The sequence below is a fragment of the Streptomyces sp. NPDC042102 genome (assembly GCF_055582305.1).
Map to the genome: position 1 here is coordinate 37,949 of NZ_JBVJDL010000009.1, position 20,023 is coordinate 57,971.

The following is a 20,023-nucleotide window of genomic DNA, read 5'->3' on the forward strand; positions in this document are numbered from 1 at the left end:
CCGTTCCGGATCAGCGGGTTCCGGCCGGAATGCCCTGTTCAGCCACTTTCGAAACGTTTCGTCAGAGGGTGACGCCCGCGGTGCGCAGGAAGGCGACCGGGTTGATGGAGGAACCGTAGTTCGGGGTGGTGCGGATCTCGAAGTGCAGGTGCGGGCCGCTGGAGTTGCCGGTGTTGCCGGACAGCGCGATCTGCTTGCCCTTGGCGACCTTCTGGCCGATCTTGACCTGGAGCTTCGACAGGTGCGCGTACTGCGAGTACGTGCCGTTGCCGTGCTTGATCACGATGGCGTTGCCGTACGCCGGGCCGTCGCCGCCGCCGTTGGGGCCGGACTTGACCACGACACCGGCGGACACGGCCTTGACCGGGGTACCGGTGGGCACCGCGAAGTCCTGGCCGGAGTGCTTGCTCGCCCACATCGCGCCGCCCTTGCCGTAGGTGGCGGAGAGCGTGTACTTGGCGAGCGGGGCCTGCCAGGCGGACTTCTTGGCCTTGGCGACGTCGGCGGCCTTGGCGGCCTGGACGGCGGCCTGCTGGGCGACCAGCTCGGCGGTGGCGGTTGCGGAGGCCGGGGCCTCGGCGGCGAAGGCGGTCCCCGCCCCGAGCACCACGGTGGCGCCGAGACCGGCGGCGACGACGGCGGTACGGATACGACGGGGGCTGACGCGCTTCGCGGACATGGGTGACCTCTCGGCAGGCTGCGGGGGAATGAAGTGACCCGGCACTTTGGCTCGTGCCGGGCTCGCTTGCTCATCCTTGGTAACCCGGGGTCCGCGAATCCCCCAAACACCCCCATTACTACCCAAGCTCGTAGCGGCTGGACGTGCTGCGCGTCACGTTGACGCGCCCGTTCTGCGCCGGGGACCGGCCCGACTTCGCACGTTCGCCCATTGGATCTACGAATTCATCTCGTAGGTCCGATTTGCCCCGTGGTGCTTGTCACCGGGACCGGCCCCTGCTCACCCGTTTCCGGATCACGGCGCCCCCGCCGTCGATACGCTCTCGGACCGTGGACCCAGCTGCGCCCTACGGCATCCTCATCCCGTCCGGAGTCATCGGCCCGATCATCGAGAAGCTGTTACGGCGCGGCCGTGTCGACGACGGGACCACCAACGGGCCGCCCGTCCGCCTCTCCGCGTACATGGCCCTGGAGGACGGACGCAGGCCCGCCGGCGCCGAGCTGCAGGAGGTCGCCGAGGCCCTGGTCGAGGCGGCCCTGGCGGTCGCGGGCGAGCGGCCGCTGCCCGTCGGCGGCCGGGCACGCGTCGCCAGCGCCCTGACCCTGAGCCTGTACGCGCTCGGCGGCCTGGAGGTGCCCGACATCCGGGCCGTGCAGAACGGCCACGAGGCCCTCGCCCGCGCTGTGCACGCCGTGCACGACACGCACCCTTACCTGCCCTCCCTCACCCCCGACACCGGGTCCTTCCACGACCGCCTGCTCGCCACCGTCTGCTTGCACGTGCTGTCCTCACTGAGCCGGCGCTCGGCCTTCGTGCGGGCCACCGCACCCCTCCCAAGCCTTCTGCTGGCCGAGCAGGTGGCGGCCGTGGACGCGGCGGCCGCCCGCCTCCCCCGCCCCGACGCCTCCGACGCCGCCTTCGAGCGGCGCTACCGCGGCCACATCGTGTCCCGGTACAGCGTCCTGACGATCTTCGGCATCGACCTGACCCGGTCCCCGGCGAAATGGCCGCTGGACGCGGCCTACATGACCCTGGAGGCCGCCGACACCTCGGCGACCCGGGTCACCGACCCGGCGGACGCCTGGGTGCTCAACCCGGCCACGGGCGAGTACGAGCTGAACCTGAGGCTGACCCCCTACGCCGAGGCCGTCGAGCCCGGCCCCGCCGACCAGGTCCTCGCCCGCCACGGCCGCGTCCTGCTGCGCGGCGAGGCGGGTTCCGGCAAGACCACGCTGATCCAGTGGCTGGCCGTCTCGGCCACCCGCCCCGACCCCGAGGAGCGGATGGCCTACGTCAGCGGCCTGGTCCCCTTCGTCCTGCCCCTGCGCACGCTCGCCCGGCGCCCCGGCGGACTGCCCGAGCCCGCCGACTTCCTGTACGCCGTCGGCGCGCCGGTGGCCAAGGACCAGCCCGTGGGCTGGGCCGACCGGGTTCTGCGGGCCGGCCGCGGCCTGGTCCTGATCGACGGGATCGACGAGGTCTCCGAGGAGGTCCGGGAGCACGCCCACGCCTGGCTCGCCGGCCTGATCGGCGAGTACCCCGACAACCGCTGGCTGATCACCTCGCGCCCCTCCGCCGTACCCGCCGAATGGCTGGACGCACAGCGCTTCGCCGCGCTCACCCTCTCCGAGATGACCCCCTCCGACGTGGCCGCCTTCGTCCGGCGCTGGCACACGGCGGCCCGCACCGGCGCCCCCGAGGACGAGGAGCTGCCCGCGTACGAGAAGCAGCTGCTGAAGGCGCTGCGGAGCAAGGAGGACGTGGGGCGGCTCGCCACCAACCCGCTGCTGTGCGGCCTGATCTGCGCCCTGCACCGGGACCGGCACGGCTTCCTGCCCCTGAGCCGCAAGGACCTCTACACCGCGGCCCTGTCCATGCTGCTCTCCCGCCGCGACCGGGAGCGGAAGGTGGCGGGCCCGCAGCTGCGCGACGAACCCCAGATCCAGGCCCTCCAGCGGCTCGCGGTCTGGCTGATCCGCAACAAGGCCTCCGAGATGGACCGGAGCCTGGCCGAGTCGGTCATCGACAAGGCCCTGCCCTCCCTGCCCTCCCTCCAGGCCCTCGGCGACGCCCGGGCGGTGTTCACCCGCTTCCTGGAGCGCACCGGCCTGCTGCGCGAGCCGGCGCCCGGCGCGGTCCACTTCATCCACCGCACCTTCCAGGACTTCCTCGGCGCCCGGGCCCTCGTGGACGAGAGCAGCTGGCGCGAGCTCGCCCAGCACGCCGAGGACGACCTGTGGGAGGACGTCATCCGCATGGCCGTGGCGCAGGCCCGGCCCCGCGAGCTGGGGGAACTCCTCAAGGAGCTGCTCGCCCGCAGGACGCCCCGCGCCGCCCTGCTGGCCTTCGCCAGCCTGGAGGACGCCACCGAGATCGCCCCGGGCGTCATGGCCGAGGTCGAGAAGGCCGTGCAGCAGCTGATCCCGCCCCAGTCGAAGGACGCGGCCCGCTCGCTCGCGTCGGCGGGGCCGCTGGTGCTGGCCCTGCTCCCCGGACCCGACGACGTGGCACCGGAGCACCTGCCGTACGTCATCCAGGCCGCGGCGAAGCTCGGCACCGACCGGGCCATGGGCTACCTGACCCAGTTCTGCCAGGAGTCGTCGCCGGCCGCCCGGGCCGCGCTCGCGGCCGCGTGGGAGCACTTCGACGCCCGGCGCTACGCGGAGGAGGTGCTCGCCCGTATCGACCCGGACGGGGTCACGTTCACCGTGACCTCCGACGCGCAGCTGGAGGTCCTGGCCGAGGTGGCTCCGCAGGCCTCCCTGACCGTCCGCGGGTACGTCTCCCAGGCGGCGATCGCCCGCTATGCGGACCAGGTCCCGCTGCGCTCGCTGACCGTGTCCGACAACTGGGACATCACCGACGTCGGATTCCTGCGCGGGCACGAGGAACTCACCCACGTCTCCTTCCGCACCTGCCGGCGGCTGCGCGATCTACGGGGCCTGGAGCACGCGGGCATCACCTCGGCCCGGCTCAGGCTCGGCGAGGACACGGACAGCCTGTACACGGACAGCCTGCACGTCGTGAGCACCTGGCGCAGCCTGCGTCTGCTGGTCCTGTCGGGCCCGCCCCTGCGGGGCTGGTCCCCGTACCGCCTGGCCCCCTCGGTCCAGCTCCACCAGCTCGGCCTGGGCGAAGGCCCTCAGCGGGGCGTCCTCGGCGGACTCGTCCAGCAGCAGGAGCTGCGCACCCTGCACCTGGACGACACCACCGGCCCCAGGTCGGCCATCGAGTGGAACGAGATCGGTGACCTGCCTCAGCTCGGGGACCTGATGGTGGCCGGCCCCGACCTGGCCACGGCGCCCCGCGGCCTGGAGCTCAGCGGCGTGACGACCCTGCGGTTCGCTTCGTCGAAGGAGCCGCCCAAGGCGGTGATCAAGCGGATCCCGCAGCTCTTCCCCGCCCTGCGCAGGCTCCAGCTCAACCTGGTGGCACGCTCCCCCGCGTACGCCAGGCTGCTGCCGCCCGACGTCCACGTGGAGGAGTAGGCGCCCCGGGCCGAGCCGGAAAAGCGGCCGGAAAAAGGGGCGGCCCCGGGACTCGTGGTCCCGGGGCCGCCCCTTGGATGCTGCCCGGCGCGGTTACGCGCCCTTGCTCAGGTCCGGGCCGGAGCCCGTCGCCTCGATCGGGGGAACGTCCGGCAGCGCCGACTTCTCCTCGCCGCGGAAGGTGAACTTGGCGGTCTCGCCCTCACCCTCCGTGCCGACGACCACGATGTGACCGGGGCGCAGCTCACCGAAGAGGATCTTCTCGGAGAGGATGTCCTCGATCTCGCGCTGGATCGTGCGACGCAGCGGGCGGGCGCCCAGGATCGGGTCGTAGCCGCGCTTGGCCAGCAGGAGCTTGGCCTCGCCGCTGAGCTCGATGCCCATGTCGCGGTCCTTCAGGCGCTCGTCCACCTTGGCGATCATCAGGTCGACGATCTGGATGATGTCTTCCTGCGACAGCTGGTGGAAGACCACCGTGTCGTCGACACGGTTGAGGAACTCGGGGCGGAAGTGCTGCTTCAGCTCCTCGTTGACCTTGGCCTTCATCCGGTCGTACCCGGTCTTGACGTCGCCCTGGGCGGCGAAGCCCAGGTTGAAGCCCTTCGAGATGTCCCGCGTACCCAGGTTGGTCGTCATGATGATGACCGTGTTCTTGAAGTCCACGACCCGGCCCTGGGAGTCGGTCAGGCGACCGTCCTCCAGGATCTGGAGAAGGGAATTGAAGATATCCGGGTGGGCCTTCTCGACCTCGTCGAAGAGGACGACGGAGAACGGCTTGCGGCGCACCTTCTCGGTGAGCTGGCCGCCCTCTTCGTAGCCCACGTAGCCGGGGGGCGAACCGAAGAGGCGGGAAACCGTGTGCTTCTCACTGAACTCCGACATGTCGAGGGAGATCAGCGCGTCCTCGTCGCCGAAGAGGAATTCGGCGAGCGTCTTGGACAGCTCGGTCTTACCGACACCGGACGGGCCGGCGAAGATGAACGAGCCACCGGGACGCTTCGGGTCCTTCAGGCCGGCCCGCGTACGGCGGATCGCCTGCGAAAGGGCCTTGATGGCGTCCTTCTGACCGATGACGCGCTTGTGGAGCTCGTCCTCCATGCGCAGCAGCCGCGAGGACTCCTCCTCGGTCAGCTTGAAGACGGGAATGCCGGTCGCGGTCGCGAGGACCTCGGCGATCAGGTCTCCGTCGACCTCGGCGACGACGTCCATGTCGCCGGCCTTCCACTCCTTCTCGCGCTTGGCCTTCGCCGTCAGCAGCTGCTTCTCCTTGTCCCGGAGGGAAGCCGCCTTCTCGAAGTCCTGGGAGTCGATCGCCGACTCCTTGTCGCGGCGCACGCCCGCGATCTTCTCGTCGAACTCGCGCAGGTCCGGCGGCGCGGTCATCCGGCGGATGCGCATCCGGGAGCCGGCCTCGTCGATCAGGTCGATCGCCTTGTCCGGGAGGAAGCGGTCCGAGATGTACCGGTCGGCCAGGGTGGCCGCCTGGACGAGGGCCTCGTCCGTGATGGACACACGGTGGTGGGCCTCGTACCGGTCGCGCAGACCCTTGAGGATCTCGATGGTGTGCGGCAGCGACGGCTCCGCGACCTGGATGGGCTGGAAGCGGCGCTCGAGGGCCGCGTCCTTCTCCAGGTGCTTGCGGTACTCGTCCAGCGTGGTCGCACCGATGGTCTGGAGCTCACCGCGGGCCAGCATGGGCTTGAGGATGCTGGCGGCGTCGATCGCGCCCTCGGCGGCACCCGCACCCACCAGGGTGTGGAGCTCGTCGATGAACAGGATGATGTCGCCGCGGGTGCGGATCTCCTTGAGGACCTTCTTCAGGCGCTCCTCGAAGTCACCGCGGTAGCGGGAGCCGGCGACCAGGGCGCCGAGGTCGAGGGTGTAGAGGTGCTTGTCCTTGAGGGTCTCGGGCACCTCGCCCTTGACGATCGCCTGCGCCAGGCCCTCGACGACGGCGGTCTTGCCGACGCCGGGCTCGCCGATGAGCACCGGGTTGTTCTTGGTGCGGCGGGACAGCACCTGCATGACCCGCTCGATCTCCTTCTCGCGCCCGATGACCGGGTCGAGCTTGGACTCGCGGGCCGCCTGGGTGAGGTTGCGGCCGAACTGGTCCAGGACGAGCGAGGTCGAGGGCGAGCCCTCGGCCGGGCCGCCGGCCGTGGCCGCCTCCTTGCCGCCTCCGGAGTAACCGGAGAGCAGCTGGATGACCTGCTGCCGGACCCGGTTGAGATCGGCGCCCAGCTTCACGAGGACCTGGGCCGCGACGCCCTCGCCCTCGCGGATGAGGCCGAGCAGGATGTGCTCGGTGCCGATGTAGTTGTGGCCGAGCTGGAGGGCCTCACGGAGCGAGAGCTCCAGGACCTTCTTGGCACGCGGGGTGAAGGGAATGTGACCGGACGGAGCCTGCTGGCCCTGACCGATGATCTCCTCAACCTGCTGGCGAACCGCCTCGAGCGAAATCCCGAGGCTCTCCAGGGCCTTAGCGGCGACACCCTCACCCTCGTGGATCAGGCCCAGAAGGATGTGCTCGGTGCCGATGTAGTTGTGGTTGAGCATCCGGGCTTCTTCCTGAGCCAGGACGACAACCCGCCGCGCGCGGTCGGTGAACCTCTCGAACATCGTTAATCGCTCCTCAGAGCGGTCGGGCAGTAAGGGGGCGGTCCCCTCCCTGTCCTTCCGCATGCTAGTCCCGCAGGGCGGGACAGCTCATTCCAACTGCCGACATCCACCGCGGCTCACCCCCACGTCGGTGAGGAAAAACCGGCCTGAACAGCCGACAACTGCTCCAACCCGATAGTGGGAGACGATGTTCCCGCAGGCCAGGCAGATACCCGTCACACGTGTACGCCGATGGCGAACGGCACCCGTCAAAACAGCGTGTCGGCCCTGGGGCCCCTAGGAATGTCTTACCCGTAAGGGCGGACCGTCCATGCCCTCAGCACGGTGTTGCTCCGCTAAGGGCGAACAAGCTTGCGTCCCAGATCTTCACGTTCCGCATTTACGCCGGAACGGTGCGTAACCACTGCGTGCCGGACGCCGTTGCTCCGGGCATGGCTCACACCGTGCCGCTCCCCCGCGTCGCACCCGAGAGCGCGTACGCCCCCTGGTACACGCAGGTCATGGGCTGGCCCGTGGCCGGCGGTCCGCCGGTCCAGCTGGTCACCGGGACGCACTTCGACGTCCTGGAGGTGCCCGCCGACGCCGGGGCGGCGCTGCTGTGCTCTGCGGTCGCCACCGGTCCGGTGGCCCGGATGGGGCGCCGGATGCGGTTCCTGGTGGCCGCGGGGTCCGCCGACGAGCTGCCGGGGCTGCTCGACTGGCTGGAATGGGGCGGGGTCGCCCTGGACCTGACCGCCCTGGGTGCGGGGGGCCGGATCACCGCTCCCGCGCCCCCGGGCTGGTGCGGCAGTTCCCAGGAGGCCGCCGTGTGGCTGCGGCCCCCCGAGCCGGGGTGCGAGGCGTCCCTGCCCGCTCTGTCCGCCGCCGTCGGCGGCCGGGGCGCCGGGCCCGCGCGGGGGCCCGACCTGGTCCGGCTGGTCGGAGCGGCGGCGACCCAGTGCCACCGGGCCCGCCTGACGCGTGCGGCGCCGGTGTACGCCGCCCGCGCCTGCGGTCCCGGTCAGACCTTGGCGTTCTCGTAGGCCTCGCGGATCTCCTGCGGCACGCGACCGCGGTCGTTGACGCTCAGACCCTGGGCCTTGGCCCACGCGCGGATCTCGGCGGTGTCCGGGTTGCCGGAGCTCACGGCGGCCCGGCCCTTGGCGCGCCCGGCGGCAGCCCGGCCACCGGTGCGGCGGCCGCCCTTGGTGTACGGCTCGAGCAGGCCGCGGAGCTTTTCCGCGTTGGCGGTGGTGAGGTCGATCTCGTAGGTCTTGCCATCCAGCGCGAACGTCACGGTCTCGTCCGCCTCGCCACCGTCGAGGTCGTCGACAAGAAGGACCTGAACCTTCTGTGCCACCGGATTTCCTTTCATCGAAAATGCAGTACGCGGAAAGGAAACCGCTTTTGCCTGAAAAACACAAACCCCCGGGGAGAGGTTCAGGACCGCAACAGGACGGGAAACATACGCGATTCGGACATAGGCCACAGGGGGGCGGGGGGCCGGAAAAGCCGTGCTGATCGTTCAGAGGTGCAGAAGCATCCGGCTGTTGCCCAAGGTGTTCGGCTTCACTCGTTCGAGACCGAGGAACTCGGCGACGCCCTCGTCATAGGAACGCAGGAGCTCGGTGTAGACATCGGTCTCCACCGGGGTCTCACCGATCTCGACGAAGCCGTGCTTCGCGAAGAAGTCCACTTCGAAGGTCAGGCAGAATACCCGGCGCACACCCAGGGAGCGGGCGGTGGCGAGCAACTTGTCCAGCACCTGATGCCCCACGCCCGCGCCCTTCAAGTCGCGGTCGACGGCGAGCGTGCGTACCTCGGCAAGGTCTTCCCACATCACGTGAAGTGCCCCGCAGCCCACTACCCGGCCGTCCGCGTCGCGTTCCGCGACCCAGAACTCCTGGATGTCCTCGTAAAGGGTCACCGGTGCTTTGTCGAGGAGGATCCGCTGCTGCACGTACTGGTCGAGGAGCCTGCGCAGTGCGGGAACATCCCCGGTGCGGGCCCGGCGGATCGTCACGGCTTTTGCATTCGCACCGGGCGCGGAGGAAGGTGAATCGGCTGCCATGCCCGGACGCTATCGCCCCGCGTCGGCGGGCGGCTCGTCGGCGTCCTCTTCCACGTCGCGCGCCTGGTCAGGGGCCTCGGGCTGGACGATCCGGACGGCGTCGCGCAGCGCCTCGCGCTGTTCCGGCGACATCATCCCGAAGAAGGCGACGAGTGCGGCCGCCGGGTTGTCGCTGGTGGACCAGGCCTCGTTCATCAGTGCGGCCGAGTAGGCGGCACGGGTGGAGACGGCCGTATAGCGATAGGCACGTCCCTCCGCCTCCCGGCGGACCCAGCCCTTCTGATGGAGATTGTCCATCACGGTCATGACCGTGGTGTACGCGATGGACCGTTCCTGCTGGAGGTCTTCCAGCACTTCCCGGACAGTGACCGGGCGGTTCCACTGCCACACCCGCGTCATGACCGCGTCTTCGAGTTCTCCCAGGGGGCGAGGCACAACAGCACGATAGTGCGGGATGTCCCGAATTTCCTGGCCATTCGGTCGGCGCGCACAACAAAATCGGACGGCCGGCCCAGTGGGCCGGCCGTCCGGTCACGTCAATCCCTGACGGGCTGGCCGCTCTCGGCCCGGGAGAGCGCGGCGTCGACGACCGCGTCCTCCTTGGCCTTGTTGGCACCGCCCTGGCTCTTCACGATCGTCACGACGAGGGCGATGAAGAACACGGCCATCACGAAGGGGGGCACGAGCGCGGATACGTAGTCCATGGCGTCCAGCGTAGCTACCCGGCCGCGCGCCGGGCCGCCGGGGGCGGAGTGGGCTTGCGGCGCGGCGGGAACACCTCGCCGGGCGTCGGGATCGGGCGCTCGGGCGCGGGCTTCGGCTCGGCCGGGGCGGGCCTGGGCTCCTCCCCCTTGTCCTTGCCCTGGTCACCGCGGTCCCGCCCGCCGCGACCGCCCCCGCGGCCGCCGCCCTGACCGGCGGACCGGTCCCCGGCGGCCGGGTCCCCGCCCCGGCCGCCGGTGCCGGCGCTCCGGTGCGCGGTCACCGCCTTGCCCCCGGCGAGGGCCAGCAGCCGGGCCCGCGGCGCACCGCCCGCGCCGGGCCACTGCCGTACGCCGCGCCCGGCGGCCTCCTGGGCGGCCTGCTCGGCCGCCTGCTCGGCGGACGCCAGCAGGGCCGCGGCGCCGGGGTTCCCGCGCAGCGCCCGCAGGGCGGCCAGATCGTCGGCGACGGGCTCGTACCCACCCGCCAGGGCCTCCCGCAGCAGCTCCAGGTACCCCACGACGCTGCCCGGCAGCGCCGCTCTGTACCGCCCCAGGTCCTCCACCAGGAACGCTCTGAGCCTGCCCGCCTCGCGCACCGCTTCGTCCACCGCCTGCGCCAGGCGCAGGCAGTCCTGGACCTCGGTGGCGGGCAGGGGGGCCGTGGAGGACTGGAGGGCGTGGGCGAGCGACCGCCGGAGCACGTGCAGCTCCGCCGCGCTGAAGGCCATACCGCCGCGGGATCCGTAGGGCGTGGGCATGGCCAGAAGATACGCGCTAATCGGACAAAATCCCCCGACCTCACCCCTCCCGGCGCGGCGCGCGCGGCGAGGGCGGCAGGGACGGGACGGGCAGGACCGGCAAGACCGGCAGGACCGGCAGGACCGGCCCTAGTCGACGCGGAATTCGTAGGCGATCTCGGAGCGGATGTCGGCCACCACGATGTCGGCGGTCTCCACCGGACGGCCCTCGCGGTCGTAATACGTGCGCTCGATCTCGGTGATCAGATCGCCGATGCTGATGCCGAGCAGGTTGGCCTGCGCCTGCGTGGCACGGGCGGGGCGGGGGATTTCCAGCGCGCTCGCGACGTCGATCCCGATCGACCGCATCCGTTCCACCACACCGACGCCTTTGAGCCGGCCCATTTCCGGGAGTTCGGCCGAAGTTCCGCCGGTGACGGCCATCGGCTCCCAGGACGTGGACAGCTGCACCGGCTGCCCGTCGGCCAGGAACTCGTACTGGGTCAGCACGCACGGGTCGCCGGGCTCGATCGCGAGCCGCGCGGCGATGTCCTCCGGCGCGGGAACGCGGGCCTGCGAGCGCGAGTCCCAGCTGGCCGACTGGCCCTGGTCCTTCATCTCGGCGTGGAAGGGGCTGCCGGCGCGCGCCGCCCGCTGCCGCGAGCGCACCAGGCGCAGCCGTTTGCGGGGGCGGCGCACGTAGGTACCGGAACCGGCCCGGCCCTCCAGGAAGCCCTCGATGATCAGGCGCTCCATGGCGCGCTGCGCGACGTTCTGCCCGACGGCGTACTCCTCGGCGAAGCGGGCGCGCGACGGCAGTTTCGCGCCGATCGGCCATTCTCCGGCCTCGATACGGGCGCGGAGTGCGTCGGCCACCTGCAAGTACGCGTTCTCACGGGGCATTTGGGCCGTCCTGTGCCTGTCCGTCGGAGATTGACAAGCTAACCCATCAGGTTGAAGCTGAATCTTCAGCATTACCATGAGCGACGTTGCGCTCACCCTGAGGAGGATTGGTGTCTTCCGCCGAGACCCACGCCGAGACTCATGCCGCGGCCGTGGCCGCGCAGCTGGCCGCCGCGACGGGCGGCGAACCGCGGCTCCACACGACCTCCGACCACATCCGGATCGAGGCGGACGTCCCCGAGGACCTCGGCCCCGAACCCCAGGCGGCGATCCTCAGCGCGCTCGCGCAAGGCGCTCGGTACGGCCATCAGCGGACCCACGGCGGCGGCGACACCGTGTGGGTCGAGATCGATCGAAGCGAGGTGAACGAGTGATCACAGCCGAGTTCGCGACGAGCCCGACGGACGTCGTGACGTGCGAGGCGTGCTGGAAGGAGCCGGTGCAGGCGGTCCGCACCCCCGGCGCCGGCCCGGCCCGCGACCTGCTCTGCGCGTCCTGCGCCGAACAGGGCTACCCGGTACGGGTCGACCTCTTCCCGCCCCTGGGCGTCTACCGGCTGACCTGGTCGATGGTGACCATGGAGAAGCACCGCAACCCCGGCTACCCCGAACCCCCGCCCAGCCCGGGCCCGCCGCTCCCGAACCCCCCACCCACCCCGACCCCGGGCCGCCCCCCGGTATGACCCCGGGGACGCCCCCCGGGGGCGCCCCGGCGCCTTCAGTCGAGGGTGATGCCGAACAGGTCGTGAAGGGCGTCGGCGCCGGGCGGGGTCACCCGGAGGGCGCGGCCGGTGCCGATGGGTTCGAGCCAGCCGGTGTCCATCGCGTGCGCGCGGAGCGCCGTGCCGAGGACGCCGGCGAGGTGGGGCCGGCGTTCGGTCCAGTCGAGGCAACTGCGGACCAGCGGGCGGGAGCCGCGGCGCATCGTGTCCACGTCGATGCCGATGCCGACCAGCCAGGCCCGGCCCGGTTCGGTCACGGCCAGACCTGTGTCCTCCGTGACGACGCCGCGTGCCAGCAGGGCGTCCGCGAGGGCGACGCCGAGGCGGCCGGCGAGATGGTCGTAGCACGTCCGGGCGCGCGCCTCAGCGCTGCGGCGGACGCTGTCACGCAGATTGCGTGGTGCGGGCGCGGGACCCGACTCCGCCGCGAACGCTGCCATGTCCTCGACCAGCGCGGCGGTACCGGGCCCGGCCAGCCGCAGGTAGCGGTGACGGCCCTGGCGCTCCTCGGCCAGCAGTCCGCCGGCGACGAGCCGGGACAGCTGCTCGCTCGCGGTCGACGCCGCGATGCCCACGTGGTGGGCCAGTTCGCTCGCGGTCCAGGCACGGCCGTCCAGCAGCGCGAGGCAGATCGCGGCACGGGTGGGGTCGGCCAGCAGCCTGGCGAGCCGGGCCAGAGGTTGCACGGACATGGGCCCATCATGCCCCGGCCACAGTTCGGCGGGCGCCGAAGTCTCCCGCACCTAGCGTGGGTCGCATGACGATCTCCGACCCGTCCGTCCTCTCCTCCCGTGTCACTGCGTACGCGGACGCCCGTGCGGTGCTCGACCAGCCGCTGCTGGTCCCCGAACCCGGCGCCGACGCGGCGGATGCGCCCGCAGGCTCCCTGGCCTGGCTGCGCGCCACTGTCGCCCGCTTCACCGGCGACGCGCAGACGCACGCCCGTCGGCGCGGCCACGCGGTGGTGGCGCTTGCGGGCCTGGACCCGCGCGAACTGCGCCGGGCGGCTGCCGGCTCGGCGGTCGGCGCGGACGACCGGCACACTGTCGTGCGCATCCTGGCCGAGGAGCTGGGTCTGCCGGGCCCGGACGCAGTGGCCGACGCCGTCATGACCGTCTCCGCCGGATACTTCGGCAGCGACCTGACGCCCGCCCAGGAGAAGACTGCCGACGAAGCCGTCGCGTCACTGCTCGCCCGGACCGCCCAGGAGGACGGCGTGGCGGACCTGGAGGCCGCCGCGCAGCGGATCGGGCTGTTGGTGCAGGCGTGCGACGCGACCGCCCGATGGGTCGAGCACGCCCGCCGGGCCGCGCCGGACGGACTCCCACCGGGTGGCGCGGATGCCCTCCTCGCCGAGGTACTGCGGCAGGACCCACCCGTGACCGCGCTGCGCCGACGAGCGCTGGCGGACGTCCGCGTGGGCGCGCTGGACTTCCGGGCCGGGGAGGTGGTGCTGATCGACGTCACCGCCGTAGAGCCGGGCACCCCCGCCGGCGGCGCCCCGTCCGACCCGGACATCGGCGCCCACGACGATCCGGCCCCCCTCGCCTTCGGCGCGGGGCCGCACCGGTGCCCGGGGCAGGCCCAGGCGCTGGCGCTCGCCGCCGGGATCCTGGAACGGGACGACCCGGCCACACAGGTCACAGACGCGGTCGCCGGGGCCGTCGGCCCTCTCGGCACCGCTGCCGACCCCGAGGAGCGGGCATGAGCACGGTCAGCGCTTCCGCCGCCATCGCCTTCCGTGAACTGCACCACCGCCCCGGCGCGCCGATACTGCTGCCGAACGCCTGGGACCACGCTTCCGCAGCCGCGCTGGCCGTGGCCGGCTTCCCCGCCGTCGGCACCACCAGCCTGGGTGTCGCCGCCGCGGCCGGGCTGCCGGACGGGGTCGGCCGGACCCGAGCCGAGACGATGCGGCTCGCGCGCCTTCTCGGCGGCGGGCCCTTCCTGCTCTCCGTCGACTTCGAGGGCGGCTTCAGCGACGACCCGGCCGAGGTCGCCGGCCTCGCGGCGGAACTCGCCGAGGCCGGCGCGGTCGGCATCAACCTGGAGGACGGCCGCGCCGACGGCGGTCTCACCCCGCCGCGCCTGCACGCGGCGAAGATCACCGCGGTCAAGGCAGCCGTGCCCGGGCTCTTCGTCAATGCCCGCACCGACACCCACTGGCTGGGCGGGGGACACGAGGCGGAGACCGCGTCCCGCTTGGCGGCTTACCAGGACGCGGGCGCGGACGGCGTCTTCGTGCCGGGTCTGACCGATCCGGCGTCCATCGCAGCGGCGGTGGACGCGACCGCGTTGCCGCTCAACGTCCTCGCCACACCGGACGGGCCGTCACTCGCCCGCCTGGCCGAACTCGGTGTGCGCCGGGTCAGTCTCGGCTCACTGCTGTTCCGGCTCGCCCTCGGTGCGGCCGTGGACACCGCCGCCGGCCTGCGCGCGAACGGCGTGTTCCCACAGACACCCCCGGTCCCGGGCTATGCCGCGGTCCAGGCCCTGGCCTCACCCAGGAGCTGAGGACCCGCCCTCGGCCAAGTCCCGGCCGGAGCGACCCGCTCAGGGCTGGTATTCGTAGCCGATGGTGAACCGGGGCGGCAGGCACCACTCCCCGTATTCGATGACCCCCTCCGCGTCCGACCAGCGGTGGGCGCCGGCCAGGATCGGGGAACCGACCGGCAGGCCGAGGGCGCTCGCCTCGCGGGCGTCGGCGGGGCGGGCGTGCATGTCGTCGCGGGCGTGGGTGATCGTGCGTCCGGTGGCTTCCAGCACCCGGGCGGACAGTCCGTGATTGCGACCGGGGGCGGTGTTCAGCAGGTCCGGTACGTGGGCGGCGAACGGGGCCGGGTACCACGTCACGGCGAACACGGTCCGGGTCTTGCCCCGGCCGGCCAGCCACTCGCGCCGGACCACCTGATCCCCGGCCTCCAGGTCGAAGATCTCCGCCACGTACAGCGGCGGGACGATGAGCTCGGCGGCCGTCACCCGGCTCGTCTCGCCCTCGGCCAGAAACGACTTCACCCGCTGGACCCGGGCCAGCCGGTCCCGCGCCGACAGCGTCCAGCGGGGATCATCGGCGACGTAGGTACCCCGGGGGGTGGTGCGGATGAAGTTCTCCACCTGGAGAGCCTGCAAGGCGCGGGAGACCGTGGCGGCCGCGGCCTGCCACTGGCCGGCGATCTCGCGGTTGGTCGGCAGCTTGGCGCCGGGTTCGAGCTCTCCCGACAGGATGCGCTCCCGGAAATGATCCGCGATCTTCGTGAACGTCTTGGGACTGGGCATAGGGCTTGCCCCTCCGTTGAGTTGACGTGCTGTCAGTGGGAGCACACTAGTGCACTGCCAACCGTAGCGGGAGTGCTTCGGCCACTCGAATACTGAACTAGAGCACCGGCCTGTCAAGAGGTCGGCCATGTGACGTTCGAGAGGTGGCGATGTGCCATGACGGAGCCGACCAGGTACTCCACGAAGCCGGTCGAACTGCCGTTGCGCCTGGACCCGGAGCCGATGCCCGTCGAAGGCTGCGCGGGCTGTGCCGAACTGGCCGACGTGCGCGACCGGGCCCGCGCGGTCGGCGACATGACCACCGTCAGCGACTGCAACATCTACATGCGACGCCACCCTGAAGGCCACCAGTGAGCCCCCGCGCCGTCCACCGGCACATCGCCCATGCCATCCGCCATGTGCCCGAAGGCGGTATCACCTACGAGGCGTTCTGTGTCACTGCCCACTGCGGAGCCGAATCCGGCCCCCATTCCGAGCAGGAAGCGGCACAGGACTGGGCACTCCGTCACACCGGACGCACCGGTCACGACCTCTTCAGACGCGTCTTCACCGACCACGCCAAGGTCACCCGAGCCGAGTAGAACCACCACAGGCCGGCCGGCGACCGGGCCGCGCAGCGGCCGGAATTCGCTGACCAGCAGGAATGCCGGTGACGCCCGACGGCACCGGAGACCCCCTGGTGACGGCGCCCCGCAGCCGCCGTGCAGGAGAAAGCGTGTAGCGATCTGACGCGCCCCTTCCCCCGTGGGGCTCCCGCCCCCGGCCGGCGAGCGCCGGGCTCCGCCCGGAGGGCGGCGAGGGCCGACGCAGACCAGGGTGGGCGTCCGCACCACCCGGCATCGGATCCCGTCCCCCTGCCGTCCCTCCGGGGGGTGGCCGGCAGGTCGTTGGCTGGGCGGGACGGGGGTCGGAGTCAGGGGTGGAGCGCAGCGGAATCGCGCAGCGACGCGACCGGAGGGAGCGCCCTTGACGCCGGCCACCGGCCCGCTCGGACAATGGACTGCCGGGCAGCACCCGGCCACCCCTGAGCCCCCGGCCGGGAACTCCGAACGCAGGTCACGCCGGCCGGGATCCCGGGCGGCCTGCGAAGCCCACGGCCGACCCGCCCCGCCCCACGCCCGCCCGTGGGGGCGGTGGGCAACCCAGGGCCCGGCAACGCCCGACCGGCGGGGGTTGAAGCAGGCGGCCAGCACGCTCCGTACCCCGGCCCACCCCTAAAGCCCCCGACCGGGAGCGCCAAACGTAGGCCACGCCGGCCGAGATCCCGGCCAGCCCGGAGCCCCGCCCCGCCCCCTCAGCTGAAGTTCGGTGCGTTGCGTTCGTACACCAGGCGCAGGCCGATCAGCGTCAGCCACGGCTCGTGGACGTCGACCGCCGAGGACTCGCCCAGGACCATCGGGGCCAGCCCGCCCGTGGCGATGACGTGGACGTCGGCCGGGTCGCCCTTCGGGCCGACCAGTTCCCGCGCCATCCGCGTGACCACCCCGTCGACCTGGCCCGCGAAGCCGTAGACGACGCCCGCCTGCATGGCCTCGACCGTCGACTTGCCGATCACGTTGCGCGGCCGGGCCAGCTCGATCTTGCGCAGCTGCGCCCCGCGGACGCCGAGCGCCTCCATCGAGATCTCTATGCCCGGCGCGATCACGCCGCCCACGTACTCCCCGCGCACCGACACCGCGTCGAACGTGGTCGCCGTGCCGAAGTCGACGACGATCGCCGGACCGCCGTACAGCTCCACGGCCGCACACGCGTTGATGATGCGGTCGGTGCCGACCTCCTTGGGGTTGTCCATGAGGATCGGCACGCCCGTCTTGACGCCCGGCTCCACCAGCACCGCCGGTACGTCGCCGTAGTAGCGGCGGGTCACCTCGCGCAGCTCGTGCATGACCGCCGGCACCGTCGAGCAGATCGCGATGCCGTCGATGCCGTCGCCCAGTTCGTTGCCGAGCATCGGGTGCATGCCCATCAGGCCCTGCATCATCACGGCCAGTTCGTCGGCCGTGCGCCGCGGGTCGGTCGAGACCCGCCAGTGTTCGACGATCTCGTCACCGTCGAACAGGCCGAGGACGGTCTGGCTGTTGCCGACGTCGATCGTCAGGAGCATTACCGCTCCTCGCGCAGGTCGAGACCGATGTCCAGGATGGGCGAGGAGTGGGTCAGGGCGCCCACCGCCAGGAAGTCCACGCCGGTCTCCGCGTAGGCGCGGGCCGTCTCCAGGGTCAGCCGGCCGCTGGACTCCAGCTGCGCCCGGCCGGCGACGATCGTGACGGCCTCCTCGGTCTCCGGCACCGTGAAGTTGTCCAGCAGGATCAGGTCGGCGCCCGCGTCCACGACCTCGCGGACCTGGTGCATCGTGTCGGCCTCGACCTCGACCGGGACGTCGGGGAAGGCCTCCCGTACCGCCTTGAAGGCCTGCGCGACACCGCCCGCCGCCACCACGTGGTTGTCCTTGACCAGCGCCGCGTCCGACAGCGACATGCGGTGGTTGACGCCGCCGCCGCAGCGCACCGCGTACTTCTCCAGCGCGCGCAGCCCCGGCGTCGTCTTGCGCGTGTCGCGGACCTTGGCGCCCGTGCCCTCCAGCAGGTCGGCCCAGCGGCGGGTGGCGGTCGCGATGCCCGAGAGCCGGCACAGGATGTTCAGGGCGCTGCGCTCGGCCGTCAGCAGGTCACGGGTGCGGGCCGTGACGGACAGCAGGACCTCGCCCGCCGCCACCCGGTCGCCGTCCTCCGCGTGCCGCTCCACCTCGAACGCCTCGGTGCACACGATGGACAGGACGGCCTCGGCGATCCGCAGGCCGGCCACCACGCCCTCCTCGCGCGCCGTGAAGTCGGCCGTGGCGACGGCCTCCTCCGGCACCGTGGCGACGGTGGTGACGTCCACGCCGCCGTCGAGGTCCTCGGACAGCGCCATGTGCGCGATGTCCTCGACCTCGATGGGGTCCAGGCCGGCGTCGGCCAGCAGCTGGGCCAGCGCCGGGTCCAGGCCGCTCTCGTCGTCGCCGCAGCCGCAGTCGTCGCCGCAGCCGCCTTCGTTCTGCTCGATCAGGGAAAGCTCGGGGAGTTCGGGGGTGCTCACGGTTACTGCTCCTGGCTCGGGGATTCGACGGTCTGAAGCGGATGGCGGACGGACGGGAGGTCCGCGCCGCCGGTGGGGGTGACGACCAGGGCGCGCCGGCGCGTCGACGACAGCCGGACGACCAGGTGACGGCGCCAGTCCGCGTCGTCGCGGTCGGGGTGGTCCTCGCGCCAGTGGCAGCCGCGGGTCTCCTCGCGCCGCAGGGCGGCGGCGACCAGGACCCGGGCCACGCACAGCAGATTGGTGGCCTCCCAGGTGTCCACACCCGGTTCGGCTGTCTTGCCGTGCGTCTCCAGATCGGTCAGCGCGGCCGCGTACAGGTCCTCCAGGGCCTCGGCGGCCGCCCGCAGGGACCCGGCGGACCGCAGCACGCCCGCGCCGTCCGTCATGATCCGCTGGACCTCGAAGCGCGCCTCGGCGGGCTGCAGCGGACCGGTGGCGGGCACCGGTATGCCCGGGCCGCTGCCGGCCGGCGGCCGCGCGGCGATGTCGGCGGCGATCCGCTCGGCGAAGACCAGGCCCTCCAGGAGGGAGTTGGAGGCCAGCCGGTTCGCGCCGTGCACGCCGGTGCAGGCGACCTCGCCGCACGCATAGAGGCCGGGCACTGTGGTCCGGCCGTTCAGGTCGGTACGGACGCCGCCGGACGCGTAGTGCGCGGCCGGCGCGACCGGGATCGGCTCGGTCACCGGGTCGATGCCGTGGGCCCGGCAGGCGGCGAGGATGGTCGGGAAGCGCTGCTCCCACATCGTGGCGCCGAAGTGCCGGGCGTCCAGGTACATGTGCTGGGCGTCCTGCTCCTGCATACGGCGCATGATGCCCTTGGCGACGATGTCGCGCGGCGCCAGCTCGGCCAGCTCGTGCTGTCCGAGCATGAAGCGCACGCCGTCGCCGTCGACGAGGTGGGCGCCCTCGCCGCGCACGGCCTCCGAGACCAGCGGCTGCTGGCCCTCGGCGTCCGGCCCGAGGAAAAGCACCGTCGGGTGGAACTGGACGAACTCCAGGTCGGAGACCTCGGCGCCGGCGCGCAGCGCGAGGGCCACGCCGTCGCCCGTGGACACCGACGGGTTGGTGGTCGCGGAGAAGACCTGCCCCATGCCGCCGGTCGCCAGGACCACGGCGGGCGCGTGCACCGCGCCGACGCCGTCGTGCTGGCCCTCGCCCATCACGTGCAGGGTGACGCCGGCGGTACGGCCCTCGGCGTCCTGGAGCAGGTCCAGCACGAGCGCGTTCTCGACGGTCTCGATGCCGGCCGCGTGGACGGCCTCGACCAGCGCCCGGCTGATCTCGGCGCCGGTGGCGTCGCCGCCCGCGTGCGCGATCCGGCGGCGGTGGTGGCCGCCCTCGCGGGTCAGCTCGATCTCGCCGGTCTCGGCCGAGGTGTCGAAGACCGCGCCGGTCGCGATGAGGCGGCGTACGGCGTCGGGGCCCTCGGTCACCAGCAGCCGTACGGCCGCCTCGTCGCACAGGCCCGCGCCCGCCACCAGGGTGTCGTCCAGGTGCTGTTCGGGGGTGTCGCCCTCACCGAGCGCGGCGGCGATGCCGCCCTGCGCCCAGCGGGTGGAGCCGTCGTCGAGCCGGGCCTTGGTGACCACGACGGTACGGCGGCCCGCCGCGGCGCAGCGCAGCGCGGCCGTCAGGCCCGCGACGCCGGAGCCGACGACCACGACGTCGGCGTCCAGGGCCCAGCCGGGGGCGGGGGCGTGCAGCCGTATGCCCGTACCGGCCACGCCGCTTCCGGTGCCGGCGCCGGTGGCGCCGGGAGTGCCGG

General features: G+C 72.3%; 21 protein-coding genes. 8 read left to right on the forward strand and 13 right to left on the reverse strand.

Annotation, left to right across the window (positions count from 1 at the left end):
* Positions 1-61: 61 nt before the first annotated feature.
* Positions 62-679, reverse strand: coding sequence for a M23 family metallopeptidase (locus tag ACZ6KO_RS28010; RefSeq protein ID WP_469306809.1), 618 nt, complete (start codon positions 677-679; stop codon positions 62-64).
* A gap of 329 nt (positions 680-1,008) precedes the next feature.
* Here ACZ6KO_RS28010 and ACZ6KO_RS28015 point away from each other — a divergent pair, with 329 nt between their 5' ends.
* Entirely contained in the window at positions 1,009-4,167 is a 3,159-nt protein-coding gene (locus ACZ6KO_RS28015; RefSeq protein WP_469306810.1) for an NACHT domain-containing protein, read from the forward strand.
* 93 nt (positions 4,168-4,260) lie between these two features.
* On the opposite strand, the gene ACZ6KO_RS28020 is transcribed toward ACZ6KO_RS28015, so the two are convergent.
* Positions 4,261-6,786 (reverse strand): ATP-dependent Clp protease ATP-binding subunit, encoded by a 2,526-nt coding sequence (locus ACZ6KO_RS28020; protein ID WP_469306811.1) that lies wholly within the window; start codon positions 6,784-6,786, stop codon positions 4,261-4,263.
* A gap of 431 nt (positions 6,787-7,217) precedes the next feature.
* Here ACZ6KO_RS28020 and ACZ6KO_RS28025 point away from each other — a divergent pair, with 431 nt between their 5' ends.
* The gene (locus ACZ6KO_RS28025; RefSeq protein ID WP_469306812.1) at positions 7,218-7,808 is read left to right on the forward strand and encodes an SCO3374 family protein; all 591 of its coding nucleotides are present in this window, start codon (positions 7,218-7,220) and stop codon (positions 7,806-7,808) included.
* On the opposite strand, the gene ACZ6KO_RS28030 is transcribed toward ACZ6KO_RS28025, so the two are convergent.
* From ACZ6KO_RS28030 to ACZ6KO_RS28055, 6 genes are all read right to left on the reverse strand, one after another.
* On the reverse strand, positions 7,787-8,125 hold the full coding sequence (locus ACZ6KO_RS28030; protein ID WP_401445688.1) for a histone-like nucleoid-structuring protein Lsr2: 339 nt from the start codon (positions 8,123-8,125) through the stop codon (positions 7,787-7,789). The two genes, ACZ6KO_RS28025 and ACZ6KO_RS28030, sit on opposite strands and share 22 nt — an antisense overlap.
* Positions 8,126-8,290: 165 nt before the next feature.
* On the reverse strand, positions 8,291-8,836 hold the full coding sequence (locus tag ACZ6KO_RS28035) for an amino-acid N-acetyltransferase (RefSeq protein ID WP_469306813.1): 546 nt from the start codon (positions 8,834-8,836) through the stop codon (positions 8,291-8,293).
* 9 nt (positions 8,837-8,845) lie between these two features.
* On the reverse strand, positions 8,846-9,271 hold the full coding sequence (locus ACZ6KO_RS28040; RefSeq protein ID WP_469306814.1) for a BlaI/MecI/CopY family transcriptional regulator: 426 nt from the start codon (positions 9,269-9,271) through the stop codon (positions 8,846-8,848).
* 101 nt (positions 9,272-9,372) lie between these two features.
* Positions 9,373-9,540 carry a hypothetical protein gene (locus ACZ6KO_RS28045; protein ID WP_469306815.1) on the reverse strand — a complete coding sequence of 56 codons (168 nt, stop codon included), beginning with the start codon at positions 9,538-9,540 and terminating at the stop codon, positions 9,373-9,375.
* A 14-nt stretch (positions 9,541-9,554) separates the two neighbouring features.
* Positions 9,555-10,298: a hypothetical protein gene (locus ACZ6KO_RS28050; RefSeq protein WP_469306816.1), complete on the reverse strand. Its 744-nt coding sequence runs from the start codon at positions 10,296-10,298 to the stop codon at positions 9,555-9,557.
* Between the two features lie 129 nt (positions 10,299-10,427).
* Entirely contained in the window at positions 10,428-11,180 is a 753-nt protein-coding gene (locus ACZ6KO_RS28055) for a GntR family transcriptional regulator (RefSeq protein WP_469306817.1), read from the reverse strand.
* Positions 11,181-11,290: 110 nt separating this feature from the next.
* Here ACZ6KO_RS28055 and ACZ6KO_RS28060 point away from each other — a divergent pair, with 110 nt between their 5' ends.
* Together ACZ6KO_RS28060 and ACZ6KO_RS28065 are read left to right on the forward strand one after the other, a co-directional pair.
* Positions 11,291-11,554: a hypothetical protein gene (locus tag ACZ6KO_RS28060; RefSeq protein WP_469306818.1), complete on the forward strand. Its 264-nt coding sequence runs from the start codon at positions 11,291-11,293 to the stop codon at positions 11,552-11,554.
* Positions 11,551-11,862 (forward strand): hypothetical protein, encoded by a 312-nt coding sequence (locus ACZ6KO_RS28065; protein ID WP_469306819.1) that lies wholly within the window; start codon positions 11,551-11,553, stop codon positions 11,860-11,862. The genes ACZ6KO_RS28060 and ACZ6KO_RS28065 overlap by 4 nt, the downstream gene beginning before the upstream one ends.
* A 35-nt stretch (positions 11,863-11,897) precedes the next feature.
* Here the strand turns inward: ACZ6KO_RS28065 and ACZ6KO_RS28070 are convergent, their stop codons facing one another.
* Complete coding sequence (locus ACZ6KO_RS28070) at positions 11,898-12,593, reverse strand: ArsR/SmtB family transcription factor (RefSeq protein ID WP_469306820.1); 696 nt, start codon at positions 12,591-12,593, stop codon at positions 11,898-11,900.
* A 65-nt stretch (positions 12,594-12,658) separates the two neighbouring features.
* Between ACZ6KO_RS28070 and ACZ6KO_RS28075 the strand changes: the two genes are divergently transcribed.
* Together ACZ6KO_RS28075 and ACZ6KO_RS28080 are read left to right on the forward strand one after the other, a co-directional pair.
* Positions 12,659-13,609 carry a cytochrome P450 family protein gene (locus ACZ6KO_RS28075; protein ID WP_469306821.1) on the forward strand — a complete coding sequence of 317 codons (951 nt, stop codon included), beginning with the start codon at positions 12,659-12,661 and terminating at the stop codon, positions 13,607-13,609.
* The gene (locus tag ACZ6KO_RS28080) at positions 13,606-14,415 is read left to right on the forward strand and encodes an isocitrate lyase/PEP mutase family protein (RefSeq protein ID WP_469306822.1); all 810 of its coding nucleotides are present in this window, start codon (positions 13,606-13,608) and stop codon (positions 14,413-14,415) included. Before ACZ6KO_RS28075 ends, ACZ6KO_RS28080 begins: the two co-directional genes overlap by 4 nt.
* A 39-nt stretch (positions 14,416-14,454) precedes the next feature.
* Here ACZ6KO_RS28080 and ACZ6KO_RS28085 read toward each other — a convergent pair whose 3' ends face one another.
* Complete coding sequence (locus tag ACZ6KO_RS28085) at positions 14,455-15,177, reverse strand: GntR family transcriptional regulator (RefSeq protein ID WP_469306823.1); 723 nt, start codon at positions 15,175-15,177, stop codon at positions 14,455-14,457.
* A gap of 156 nt (positions 15,178-15,333) precedes the next feature.
* On the opposite strand from ACZ6KO_RS28085, the gene ACZ6KO_RS28090 reads away from it, so the two are divergent.
* Positions 15,334-15,531 carry a hypothetical protein gene (locus tag ACZ6KO_RS28090; protein WP_469306824.1) on the forward strand — a complete coding sequence of 66 codons (198 nt, stop codon included), beginning with the start codon at positions 15,334-15,336 and terminating at the stop codon, positions 15,529-15,531.
* Positions 15,528-15,758 carry a DUF7848 domain-containing protein gene (locus ACZ6KO_RS28095; protein ID WP_469306825.1) on the forward strand — a complete coding sequence of 77 codons (231 nt, stop codon included), beginning with the start codon at positions 15,528-15,530 and terminating at the stop codon, positions 15,756-15,758. The genes ACZ6KO_RS28090 and ACZ6KO_RS28095 overlap by 4 nt, the downstream gene beginning before the upstream one ends.
* A 713-nt stretch (positions 15,759-16,471) precedes the next feature.
* Here the strand turns inward: ACZ6KO_RS28095 and ACZ6KO_RS28100 are convergent.
* The 3 genes from ACZ6KO_RS28100 to ACZ6KO_RS28110 are packed head-to-tail and all read right to left on the reverse strand — an operon-like array spanning position 16,472 to position 19,982.
* Complete coding sequence (locus tag ACZ6KO_RS28100) at positions 16,472-17,281, reverse strand: type III pantothenate kinase (RefSeq protein WP_469306826.1); 810 nt, start codon at positions 17,279-17,281, stop codon at positions 16,472-16,474.
* Complete coding sequence (nadC, locus tag ACZ6KO_RS28105; RefSeq protein WP_469306827.1) at positions 17,281-18,255, reverse strand: carboxylating nicotinate-nucleotide diphosphorylase; 975 nt, start codon at positions 18,253-18,255, stop codon at positions 17,281-17,283. The genes ACZ6KO_RS28100 and nadC overlap by 1 nt, the downstream gene beginning before the upstream one ends.
* Before the next feature lie 2 nt (positions 18,256-18,257).
* A complete protein-coding gene (locus ACZ6KO_RS28110) occupies positions 18,258-19,982 on the reverse strand; it encodes an L-aspartate oxidase (RefSeq protein WP_469306927.1) in 1,725 nt (574 codons plus the stop codon).
* Positions 19,983-20,023: the final 41 nt, after the last annotated feature.